Origin of the sequence: Flavobacterium sp. (genome assembly GCF_049240005.1) — a bacterium.
Lineage (GTDB): Bacteria > Bacteroidota > Bacteroidia > Flavobacteriales > Flavobacteriaceae > Flavobacterium.
Genome location: NZ_JBMLTK010000101.1, coordinates 1 through 11,379 on the forward strand (window position 1 = coordinate 1; position 11,379 = coordinate 11,379).

At 39.7% G+C, this 11,379-nt stretch carries 8 protein-coding genes and 1 pseudogene; 3 read left to right on the plus strand and 6 right to left on the minus strand.

The features are described 5' to 3' along the window. Positions 1-1,068 precede the first annotated feature (1,068 nt). From ACOVQQ_RS10230 to ACOVQQ_RS10240, 3 genes are read right to left on the minus strand one after another with little or no spacing between them, the layout of a single operon-like run. The gene (locus ACOVQQ_RS10230; protein ID WP_421818111.1) at positions 1,069-2,469 is read right to left on the minus strand and encodes a DUF5689 domain-containing protein; all 1,401 of its coding nucleotides are present in this window, start codon (positions 2,467-2,469) and stop codon (positions 1,069-1,071) included. Positions 2,470-2,480: 11 nt separating this feature from the next. Further along, positions 2,481-3,092 (minus strand): choice-of-anchor J domain-containing protein, encoded by a 612-nt coding sequence (locus ACOVQQ_RS10235; RefSeq protein ID WP_421818112.1) that lies wholly within the window; start codon positions 3,090-3,092, stop codon positions 2,481-2,483. Positions 3,093-3,104: 12 nt separating this feature from the next. Then, a complete protein-coding gene (locus ACOVQQ_RS10240) occupies positions 3,105-5,960 on the minus strand; it encodes a carboxypeptidase-like regulatory domain-containing protein (protein ID WP_421818113.1) in 2,856 nt (951 codons plus the stop codon). A 133-nt stretch (positions 5,961-6,093) separates the two neighbouring features. Here ACOVQQ_RS10240 and ACOVQQ_RS10245 point away from each other — a divergent pair, with 133 nt between their 5' ends. Genes ACOVQQ_RS10245 through ACOVQQ_RS10255 form a run of 3 tightly spaced genes read left to right on the plus strand, consistent with a single transcriptional unit; the run spans position 6,094 to position 8,081 of the window. Further along, positions 6,094-7,194, plus strand: a complete 1,101-nt coding sequence (locus ACOVQQ_RS10245) for an endonuclease/exonuclease/phosphatase family protein (RefSeq protein ID WP_421818114.1) — start codon at positions 6,094-6,096, stop codon at positions 7,192-7,194. After that, entirely contained in the window at positions 7,194-7,550 is a 357-nt protein-coding gene (locus tag ACOVQQ_RS10250) for a hypothetical protein (protein ID WP_421818115.1), read from the plus strand. Before ACOVQQ_RS10245 ends, ACOVQQ_RS10250 begins: the two co-directional genes overlap by 1 nt. Next, positions 7,551-8,081, plus strand: coding sequence for a 3-hydroxyanthranilate 3,4-dioxygenase (locus ACOVQQ_RS10255; RefSeq protein WP_421818116.1), 531 nt, complete (start codon positions 7,551-7,553; stop codon positions 8,079-8,081). It abuts the gene before it with no gap. A 46-nt stretch (positions 8,082-8,127) separates the two neighbouring features. On the opposite strand, the gene recJ is transcribed toward ACOVQQ_RS10255, so the two are convergent. From recJ to ACOVQQ_RS10270, 3 genes and pseudogenes are all read right to left on the minus strand, one after another. After that, a complete protein-coding gene (recJ, locus tag ACOVQQ_RS10260) occupies positions 8,128-9,819 on the minus strand; it encodes a single-stranded-DNA-specific exonuclease RecJ (protein ID WP_421818117.1) in 1,692 nt (563 codons plus the stop codon). 113 nt (positions 9,820-9,932) lie between these two features. After that, positions 9,933-10,613 carry a 16S rRNA (cytidine(1402)-2'-O)-methyltransferase gene (rsmI, locus tag ACOVQQ_RS10265; protein ID WP_421818118.1) on the minus strand — a complete coding sequence of 227 codons (681 nt, stop codon included), beginning with the start codon at positions 10,611-10,613 and terminating at the stop codon, positions 9,933-9,935. 2 nt (positions 10,614-10,615) lie between these two features. Next, positions 10,616-11,379: pseudogene (locus ACOVQQ_RS10270) on the minus strand (hypothetical protein); the annotation flags it as partial.

Consider the following 11,379-nt stretch of genomic DNA (forward strand, 5'->3'; position numbering starts at 1 on the left):
TGAATAAAGCACAGGTAGATAAATTATATTACCACTTTTTTAGAAATAGAAAACTAACAATAGGTCTTGCTGTTGGAATGAGCGTCTATCACATCATTCGCTTATACTATTATTTGAGCTCTCACACATTCGATGATGTGCTCCGCGAATCAATTTGGCGATGAATATTATTGAAAGAATAACTTAATTATTCTTAAACAATTCTATCATTTACCAAACCATTAAAAGTTGAATAGCTGCTTGTGGTATTTTATAGAAATACGAGATCGAAAAACGCATTCGTCTTAATAAATATGATCTGCCGTCCCAACTTTTCGGTCAAAACCAACTGAAAATAGTTTAAAATAATCCTCCGTTTTTAAATAAATAAGATTTTCGGTTGTTTTGTCTCCCATTTTATAGAAAGTATAGAGCGGGTCTCTAAAATCAGCTATTTTTATTCACTTGATTTAGATAGGAAAGTCTGTTGCGATACTTATTAAATCGAGCCTTAAATTGGTGTATATCGAAGGTAGTTTCCTTAAAATAATTAATCGCATAAAATTGACTTTTAGTTCCGTGCTTTTCGAAGCACTTGCATTTCTCCCCTCCATTATGTGAAACAAAATGAAAAAAATAACAATTGAAAAAGTCACCCCGAAAAGGCCTATAGCAAGCATAATTTTATCTCTTTTGAGGCCTATGACAATTAATGCAACTCCGACTGCTAATCCAATGAGAGGAAGACAAGCACAAAATAACAATAACAAGTATTTAATGTGTCTGATGGTAGTAAAATAGCGACATAATCAATATACTAGCAAACATTGCTCTTTTATTACCACAGTAACCTGTAACGTAAAAGAATGAAACTGCTCCTTACCCTATAATTTCTGCGTCTTTAAACAGAATCAGCCAAACATTAACACTCCAATATTTAAGAAGTCTTTCATATAACTTTGTACTTCTCTACCGTCGCAGTCTGTTACGGGAAGTGTAAAAAAACTCCATCGTCACTTTCTCGAAAAAAATATACAAAAAAGCCACTCTATTGAAAGAGTGGCTTTTAAAATGAAATAAACAATTATCTTAGTTTATAACAATATTATCTATCTGCATAGTTGTTGTTAGACCCGCTAAACCGCTACCAACGTATTCGAATACAAAATAACCATTACCTGTAAGTGAAGCGGGTATTGCGTAGCTACCGCTATTGGTAAAATTAGCTGGATAGCCACTTGACAAACCAGCGGAAATAGTAAAGCTCGAAGTAATATCTACCAAATTACTATTGTTCACAATCGCACCAGGAGTATAATTCTCTGCTGTTATGTAGTAAACTTTTAACACTGCGCCGTTCGTAAAACCAGCTTTAGACTGGAAAGAGAATGTATTTGCAGTACCAAAATTAACCGGTACGTAAAATAGAGTTCTATTATCTTCTGGCGTTCCTCCAAAAGAAGACATTTGGATGTACTTGTTTCCTCCAAAAGTTCTAACTTCCCAGTATCTTGATCCTGTGAATGGATCATTAACATACGCAGGGAAGGAACGGTTTGCTGGTGAAGTGCTAGTGTACGACTCGAAATTTTCATTTAAAGTGTTCACAAAATTCAATTGACTTCCAACTAATGTTGGCGCTAAATCAACCGTTAGTCGTGGTTGGTCTAACATAATATCGCGTGTTGTACGAGCTAAAAATTGGTAGTCACTACCGAATTTTGTTAAAATACCACGAACTTTTCCACTATTTTGAGTGGCAATATCGCCTGCAAAAGAAGCAAAACTTGATGTTCTGAAAATAATTCTGTTGTTATTACGATCTTGAAGAAGATGATTAGTAGCACCGCCTAAGTCGTTCGCAGCTTCATAGAGAGATCTACCCACCACCTCATCAACAAATTGCACACCGTCGAGCTCAATTAATGTATTTAAATTAGCATCATTTAATGCTTGAGGTATTGTTAGTGTACGAACTAGTTCACTTTCCGGAGCTAAGGTACACGATTTCACAACTACTTTTCCTACATTAAACATCGAAATTCGTCCTACCGCAAAAGCTCCAGAGTCTAATTGGAAAGCACTTCCGATACGCATTGAGCCGTTGTAAATGTCGGTGTACTGGTCTTTCATTTTGATGTACACTTTCATACCCACCGGATAATTAGTGAAAGCACCAACGATATCTACAGGTACGCTAAATGCAACTGGCTGCTGCCCTGTAGCTGGTTTAGTTTGTAGCGAAATACTTTTGTAGAAGTTTCCACCTTCATCGCTTGAAACTACGTAGGCTTCAATAACATCGTCTCCCGTATATGGGAAAGCAGGATCAACTACCGGAGGCACTTGATTAATAATTTCCTGAACAGTTTTAGTCACCGTCAAAATATTGTCTGCACAGTCAGTAGAGGGCTCGGCAAAATCGTCATTCACGCAGCTACTGACTGTTGCAGCAAACAAACCAAGCGTTATATATTTTAGTAATCTCATTTTCTTTAGTATTATTTGTTGTAGTAAACTCTAAACGAATCAATCTGGTATGAACCGTCCAAAGCACTGTTTGAACCTGAACCGGTATATTTAAAAGCTATACGTACTTTACCAGTTACATCATTCAAGCTTATTTCCCCTGAATCTTGAAACTCAAAGAATGTAGCGTCTGGAGTAGGTAAATTCGCTACGATAGGCGTCCAAGTAGCAGCGGCAATGTTGGTGCCGTCGTAATTTGTAGAGTAAAAAACCTCCAACTTATTCTGTGTCGATGAAACATAACTTTGTGAACTTTGAAATCTCAAAATCTCACCTTCTTGCTTATCTAAATCAATCTCTGGGCTTATTAACCAACCGATTGTACTCGCATCAGTCGATTGGAATGGGCTAAATTCCGCATAGCCATTACCTTGATAAATTTGTTGTTTCCATAAAACAGTTCCAGCTGTTGCAACGTTTTGCCAACCATCAATAGTTAGTAATGTATTGTCTGCTGAATGCAAAAAGTCTTCAAAAGCTACCACCGGAGTGATATCTGGAATTGAAGTGTCATCTTCTTGTGTACAAGCGCCTGCCAGAATGCTTAATCCAGCGAATGCTAAAAATTTAAATGCTGTTTTCATATCTGTGACTACTTAAAAGTTTATGTATAAATTTATGAAATATGTTCTTCCAAAACCATAAAAATAACGGTTCCCGAAAGCAGGCGTTCCGCTTGATACGTCTTGATTCAATAAACGGAAGTTTGAGTTTCTCGGTTGCTCAAATCCACCTGTTTTGTACGTTACATCAAACACGTTATTTACAGATGCAAAAAAACCGAAAGTGTTGCCTTTAATTCTCCAAGATTTACCACCTGTAAGGTTTACTAAAGTGTATGGATCGAATTTTTCCTGCTTTAACAATTCTCGCGTACGCTCTGGAGTAGCTTCGGGAAATGGCAAATTAAACGGATCTTGAAAATTTGTAACAAAATCATTCGTTCTCAATAAAGGCGCAATATCAATGTATGTATCTGCTAAGTAGTTTACATTCGCACCAATCCACCAAAATTTCGGATCGCGGTATTCTAAACCAAAGCTATATGCCTGTTGTGGCATACCTGGTTGACGGTAATTCTTCAATAATGCTTGACCTCTCGATGAAACCGGAGTCAGGATATCGGCGTTTTCAGCCGCAGTAGAATCGCTGTTTAAGAACAGATTCGGATTACTGTCGAAGATGTATTCGCCATAAGACGCAGCAACAGTTGCTTTCAAAGTTGACGTTATTTGATATTCCGAACCAAATTCAACACCCATATTTCTTCTAGCTACAGCGGTCATTGTTTGTGCAACGAATGCCGATTCTGCACCATCCGCTCCTCCTTCATCCAATACAGCATCAGCGAAGAAGAACGTGTTAGTAGTAGCATTTCTTACTCGAGTAAGGAATCCGGTAAGTTTAAGTTTGAACGTTGGTGTTCTTAGAATATAGCTCAAATCCATACTGGAAACACTTTCGCTTTGAATGTTATCAACCACGTTATTATTTAAACGAGCATTAAAAAACGTATTTCTCATAGTTGGCGCTTTCGTTAAATATGCACCATTGAAGTTGATGAAATTTCTTCCTGTCAATTTCCAAGTGAATCCTCCTTTGAAAGCAAAGTTTTCAAAATCGACATTTTCGCTTTTTCCGAAAGAATTGTTTGGATAAATCCCGTTTCTGTAAAGTCCTTCTCTTTGGTAGTTTGTAGCTGTAAACGATTGCGCTAGATAGAAATCTACTTTTCTATAATTGAATCGGAATTGTGTGAATGCATCTAGTGTGTTTGCACGAAGAATGTAGTTGTAACCATAGCGATCTCCCACACCTACATTACGGTTCGGATTGTTCAAATCGGGTTGTGCTGCATCTCCTGTGAAGAAGAAGTCATAATCTGCGAAGTACGTTCCTCCTAAAAGGTCAAGTACGTTTTGGAAATTTTCGGAACGCAATGTTCTGTATGAAACTCCAGCGTTTAGCGCTATGTTATCTGATAATTGTGAACTCAAAATAGAGTTAGCTACCCATAATTTATCGTCGGTACGATCTTCGTAAAGAATATAATTACTTCTACCGTCTACGCTACTACGGTTCGCACGATAAATGGCGTCCCAATTTATCTGACGGTTGTTTAAAAATGTTTGTCGAGCTTGATTAGCTAAAGCAACGTTTGCTGGGTCATCACCCTGGAAATCAGTATAGTCATCTAAATTCCACAGTGAAGTATAATAGCTTGGTAAGTTTCTGTAATAAGTTGGTTCCCATAAAAATCCAATGCTATTACCGTTGGCATCAATACCTGTAGCTTGTTCAGCAGCATCGATACGAGAGTTTCCAATCTTACCAAACTGATGCATTACATTAGTATTCAACTTGTTTTTATCGTTAATTTTCCAGTAATGGCTCAACATAAAAACAGGCTCTTCCACTTCACGAATGCGGCTATTTCTGCGCTCACCTTCCTGATAACCCCACCAAGAGTTGTATTTAACCCCCGCTAAGTCTGTAACTTCTTGCGTATTTGCGGAGTTTCTTCCACGCTTATTTTGTGCGTAAATCGCAGTAAAGTTTAAACTATGGCTCTCTCCTAATTTCTTTTCTACTGAGGCAAATAAAGAGTTTGCATCGTAATCTGTTCCTTCAAAATAACCTTCAGTTGCCCAACGACGACCAGCAGAAATCACATAAGCCCAACCATCTTTGTTCATACCCGAAGCATGGGTTCCCATAATACGGTACGTGTAATTAGTGTTTGTTCCAGCGAACGAAACACGAGAACCTGGACGGTAAATCGACGCACGTGTATTAATTTCCTGTGTACCTAATATTCCTCCAAAGGTATAATCCGACGGAGCCGTACCAAATGTAAACTCCTGGTTACGTGTTGCGTCGTTTAATCCACCCCAGTTACCCCATTGCGGGCGACCATCGAGGATTTTATTCATTACAACACCGTTAATCATCGTTGTTCCGTATTCGTTATCGAGACCACGGATTCTAAAACGCGCCTGACCCCAGTTGAAAGCCGCTGCTTGCTGGTAAACGTCGCGAGTAGCTTGCAAAAGTCCCGCCGTGTTTTCAGAACCAGAATTGTCGTCGCCCAAATCGTTTTCTACAATAGTAATTAAAGCTAATTGCTGTTCCTCGGTTTGGTCTTCTGCTAAAACAATTGTTCCCAAATCAAGCGTTTGCCCTTCTTCAATTTTAACATTCAAAAGTTGTCTGTTAAATCCGGCGCTAACTACACTTACAATCTGGCTTCCCACCGGCGCCTTATCAATCGTAAATTGCCCAAGTTCATTTGTAAATGTTGTTAGAGCAGAGTTTTCAACGCTAACAACTACGCCTTGTAAAGGCTGTTTGGTTTTAGAATCAACTACAAGTCCGGTTACCTTAGATTCGGTCTGTGCCCAACCTACCAAAACCTGCAAAACAAGTAGTGTACTGATTACGAGTCTCTTCATATAAATATAAAAGTTAATAAAATGTCAAGATTAATTTTTTCTTAACGGGTACAAAAGTATAACATTAATTAATATTATCTACTTTTGTGACCGACTTTAAATCGATTCTTCATATTAATTTAATATTCTACTTATGCGAATTTCTAAATGGAATGCCATAATTGTTCTTTTTTTTGCAATTCAAGCCTCGTTTTCACAGGCTAAAAAGTATTATGTGCATACCGTTGCGTTTTACAACTTCGAAAATTTATTCGACACCATCAACAATCCAAATAATGATGAAGAATGGTTGCCTAACGGTGCTCAGAACTGGACATCGAAGAAATATAAGAAAAAATTAACAAATCTGTCGCGTGTTTTGTCTGAAATCGGAACTTCAGATCAGCAAAAAGAAATGCCGGTACTTATTGGTGGTGTGGAAATTGAAAATCGCGGCGTACTCGAAGATTTAGTGAAACAACCGAAACTGCTGCCGGGTAATTACGGTATCGTTCATTACGATTCGCCGGATAAACGCGGAATCGATGTGGCGTTGCTCTACCAAAAAAAGCATTTTAAGCCTACCAGCTACAAGAATATTCCACTCCTAATTTACAGAAACAATCAAAAAGTTAAGGAAAAGAAAGAGGACGAAGAAGTTTCTGACGATAAAATTGAAGTAGCTACCGACGACCGCGTGTACACCCGAGACATTTTATTAGTTACTGGCTTACTCGATGGCGAAGAAATTCATGTTTTAGTAAATCACTGGCCGTCGCGTTCGGGAGGTGAGAAAAAAAGTAGTCCGTTTAGAGAAGCGGCTGGAAAATTGAATCGCAAAATCATGGATTCGCTCTTTAAAATTAATCCCAAAGCGAAAATAATTACCATGGGCGATTACAACGACGGCTCGTACAACAAATCAATTAAGCTTGGAATTGGCGCTAAATTGAAGAAAGATGAAGTGAAAGAAGGCGACATCTACAACCCATTCGAACAAATGGCTAAAGAAGGACACGCAACACTTTTTTACCGTGATAGTGGCGATATTTTCGACCAGATTATGGTTTCTGAAGGATTGGTAAAAGGTGATTACAGCTCGTTCAAGTATTGGAAAGCGGGGATTTTTAATAAGTCGTATTTAATTCAAACCGACGGTCAGTACAAAGGATATCCGCTGCGCCATTCTGCAAACGAAATCGGTTATAGCGACCACTTTCCCGTTTATATTTACCTGATTAAAGAAGGAAAATAATGAAAAAGCTTCTTGTTCTTTTGGCTTTCTTCGCTTTCGCGGAAACCTTCGCGCAGGACACAATTTCTACGAAAGTAATTACCAATTTTATCGGCAAAGACAAATTCGTAAAAGGAAAAGTAGTTGGCGTTCGAAAATCCACCGAAACGAATTTGATTACTCTCAATATCGACGCAGCATTTCCGAACAATATTTTTAGTGTAGTCGTTAGTGAGAAAATGCTTATTCGATTAAAAATTGATTACAACAAACTGAAAGACAAAAATGTCGTCGTAAAAGGAGTCATTGTTAACGGAAAGGAGTTTGGCGGTTTGCCTTCTATAATCAATCCACAAAAGTTCGCAATTGTCAAATAGATGGAAGAACCATTTAACCTCTTTCAGTGGATTTCCAAAAATAAAGAACTCCTAAAACCACCCGTTGGCAACAAACAAATTTTTGTAGAATCGGGCGATTACATCATCATGATTGTAGGTGGTCCGAACGCTCGAAAAGATTTCCACTATAACGAAACCGAAGAGTTCTTCTTTCAACTTGAAGGCACAATTGAATTAAAAATTCAAACAGAAAACGGTTTAGAAATTAAAAAACTTGGTCCGGGAGATGTGTATTTACATCCTGCGAAAACTCCACATTCACCCGTTCGTTCGGCTAATTCGGTAGGTTTGGTTATCGAGAGAAAACGCGACAATCAAGGTTTTACTGATGGTTTGCTTTGGTATTGCGAAAATTGTAATCACAAACTTCACGAAGTTTATTTTGAGCTGAAAAATATCGAAACCGATTTCCTTCCGCATTTCAAAGCATTTTATGCCAACGAAGATTTAAGAACCTGTTCTGTATGTGGCACACAGATGGATACCGATCCGAGATTCGTTAGCAACTGATTCAATACAAATCCTTTGATTACTGTAACCCGATTGCAGCAATGAGTTAACCCGATTTTCGAAAGTCAATCACAATTAATTGAAGCTTTCTGACGTCGCGAAATTCGTTATAGTTAATCGTGTACACAACATCAACACTACCCGAAGCCTCGTCAACTCTAGACCCTTGCTTAAAAGCTATCGCCGTAATTTTTCGCTGATCGTCGAGTTCCAATTCAAAACTTAAATGCGATTTATCTTTGCCAACTGTTCGCGCCGAGGCAGCAATTCGTACATTTTTGCTTAAAAAAACAGGTTTCATGTGTGCGGGTCCAAAAGGCCCAAGCCTGCTGTAATTAGCAACTAGGTTATCCGACACACGTTGGATGTCGATTTCCATGTCGATTTCGATTTCAGGCTCGAGCGTTTCCGGCGCACGCAATTCCTGAACTACTGCATTAAAGGCTTTTTTAAATTCGGTATAGTTTTCCGGTAAAATCGTCATTCCTGCGGCAAAAGTGTGTCCGCCAAATTGCACCAAGTGATGCTGGCAGGCTTCTAAAGCTTGGTACAAATCAAATCCCGCAACCGATCTTCCCGACGCGGCGTAAACTCCGTTACTTTTAGTGAAAACCAAAGTGGGTCGGTAATGCGTTTCAATCAGCCGCGAAGCCACGATCCCGATTACGCCCTTGTTCCAATGTGCGTCGAAAACGACTGTAGCGGGCGCCTCTTCCTCTTTGCTTTTACGTATCTGTTCCAAAGCTTCTACCGTCGTTTGTTGATCAAATTCACGTCGCGTTTCATTGTACGATTCTATCGCGTCGGCAAAAGATTGTGCTACTTGCTCGTTGGTTTCAATCATCAATTCTACCGCGTCACGTCCGAGATTAATACGTCCCGCTGCATTGATTCGTGGCGCAAACACAAAAACCAAATCTTCCAAATCGAGAACTTTCTTTTTCGATTTCTGCTTCAAAGCTTTTAATCCAACGCGGCAATCTCGATTTATCAACTCCAAGCCAAAATGCGCCAGAATCCGATTTTCGCCCGTCAACGGAACTATGTCTGCCGCTATTGCAATAGCTACAAAATCGAGCAAACTCCAAACAAAATCAGTGTTGTTTTCCAGTTTGCGTTCTACGGCCTGAACCAGCTTAAAACCAACGCCACAGCCGCAGAGCTCTTTGTACGGATACGCGCAATCGGCTCGCTTCGGATCTAAAACGGCTACTGCTTCGGGAATAATGGCACCGGGTAAATGATGATCGCAAATGATAAAATCAATTCCAAGTGTTTTTGCATACGCCACTAGCTCAACCGATTTAATTCCACAATCAAGCGCAATGATCAAAGTAAAGTCGTTATCGGCGGCAAAGTCGATTCCGCGTTTCGAAACGCCATAACCTTCGGTGTAACGATCGGGTATGTAATGAGATACCGAAGTTGTTTTTGTTGCTAAATAGGTGTACATCAACGAAACGGCCGTAGTTCCATCTACATCGTAATCACCAAAAACCAAAATGCGTTCGTTTTGATTAAGTGCTTGCAAAACACGATTCACGGCAACGTCCATATCGCGCATTAAATACGGATCGTGAAGCGCACTTAAATCCGGATTGCAAAAATCGCGAGCAGCCTCAAAATCGCGAATATTTCGTTGCAAAAACAAGCTTGCTAAGATTTCGCTTTTTATTCCGGCATCCTGAAGGGCTTGTATTTCGTGAAGTTCGGGTAGTGGTTTTAATTTCCAGCGCATAAGTTTTCTGTATGGAATAGAGCTAACGAATGTAAATGCTTTTTCGGATATGGAATTACGGCTTTTCCGTAAAAAAGATTGATTTCAGTTGAAAAAAGTTCCCTGAATTAAAATTATTTGCGCAGCTTTCCTGCGATGCACACCACGAATTCTCCTTTTATCGCTTTCGCAGAAAAATGAGCGATCAATTCAATTGCGGTTCCGCGAACGTTTTCCTCGTGTAACTTCGAAAGTTCCCGACTGCAACTAACTTGTCGATCTTCACCAAAATACGTTTTTATTTCCTCTAAAGTCTTCAACAATTTATGAGGAGAAACATACAAAACTACCGTTCGTACCTCTTCGGCGAGTTCAAGTAAACGCGTTTGCCGCCCTTTTTTTTCGGGGAGAAATCCTTCGAAAACGAATCGATCTGATGGAAAGCCGCTGTTCACCAACGCAGGAACAAAAGCCGTTGCACCCGGTAAGGTTTCGACTGGTATGCCGTTCTCCACGCATGCACGAACCAATAAAAATCCCGGATCTGAAATTGCCGGAGTTCCTGCATCACTAATTAAAGCAAGTACATTTCCGTTTTGCAGTTTTTGAACCAAACCATTTACGGTTTGATGCTCGTTGTGCATGTGATAACTCGACATAGGCGAGGAAATCTCGAAGTGTTTGAGTAATTTCCCGCTATTTCGGGTGTCTTCCGCCAAAATTAAATCGGCTGCTTTTAGCACCTCAACAGCTCGGTAGGTCATGTCGCCCAGATTTCCAATCGGCGTTGGAACAACAAATAATTTACCCGTCATTATTACGAAAAGCGTCTTTTTATGATGTCTAAAAATCGCTCTACATATTCATCCTTTCCATTCCAATTATTGTAATCAGGACGCACCATTTCGTCAATAAATTCAGCGGCTTCTTCGTAAGAATTAAATGTGCTGAGCTGAGAAACAACACGATTCATGTCTTCTGCGCTTCCACCGAAAAGATTGCGTTCAAATCCGATTCGGTCGTTTAGGCCAAACTGAAAACTGCGCAACCCATTTTCGGGCTGCGTTTCAAAGGAAACCGAATTAGTTTCCTCCACTTCGGTTGCTGCAGTGAAAGTCGGTTCAAACGATAAGTCAACCGCAGGAGTTTTTACTTCTTCAATGGGCAAATCAAAAGGCGTTTCAATCCTTTCAACTACATCCTCAGCTTCAATCCGTGTTTCAAGAATAATTTCTTCTTCAGATTCCTCTATAACTTCTGCGGAAGCGGGCTCTTTACTTTGAGTTTCCTCAATTACAGGAACGGCATCTGAAACTTTATCGAAAATAGGTTCGGTATAATCGCTACCCAATAAATCGGCGAAACTAATTTGTTTTGGCGCTTCACTGCGCGTTTCAAATGCGGGAACAGCTATAGGTTCGGGCGTTGGTTCCGGTTCGGGAATTTCTTCGACAACAGGCGCAGCCGTTACTTCTTCGACCAAGGAAATTTCGGAAACTTCCTCAACCACAGCTTCAGAAATCGGGGTTTCTTTTTCTTCTGCGACAGCGGTTTCCAAAACAGTAGCTGCTGGCTTTTCGT

Coding starts and splice junctions, on each gene's coding strand:
- ACOVQQ_RS10230 (WP_421818111.1), bottom strand. CDS start 2,469: ATGAGATTACTAAAATATATAACGCTTGGTTTGTTTGCTGCAACAGTC.
- ACOVQQ_RS10235 (WP_421818112.1), bottom strand. CDS start 3,092: ATGAAAACAGCATTTAAATTTTTAGCATTCGCTGGATTAAGCATTCTG.
- ACOVQQ_RS10240 (WP_421818113.1), bottom strand. CDS start 5,960: ATGAAGAGACTCGTAATCAGTACACTACTTGTTTTGCAGGTTTTGGTA.
- ACOVQQ_RS10245 (WP_421818114.1), top strand. CDS start 6,094: ATGCGAATTTCTAAATGGAATGCCATAATTGTTCTTTTTTTTGCAATT.
- ACOVQQ_RS10250 (WP_421818115.1), top strand. CDS start 7,194: ATGAAAAAGCTTCTTGTTCTTTTGGCTTTCTTCGCTTTCGCGGAAACC.
- ACOVQQ_RS10255 (WP_421818116.1), top strand. CDS start 7,551: ATGGAAGAACCATTTAACCTCTTTCAGTGGATTTCCAAAAATAAAGAA.
- recJ (WP_421818117.1), bottom strand. CDS start 9,819: ATGCGCTGGAAATTAAAACCACTACCCGAACTTCACGAAATACAAGCC.
- rsmI (WP_421818118.1), bottom strand. CDS start 10,613: ATGACGGGTAAATTATTTGTTGTTCCAACGCCGATTGGAAATCTGGGC.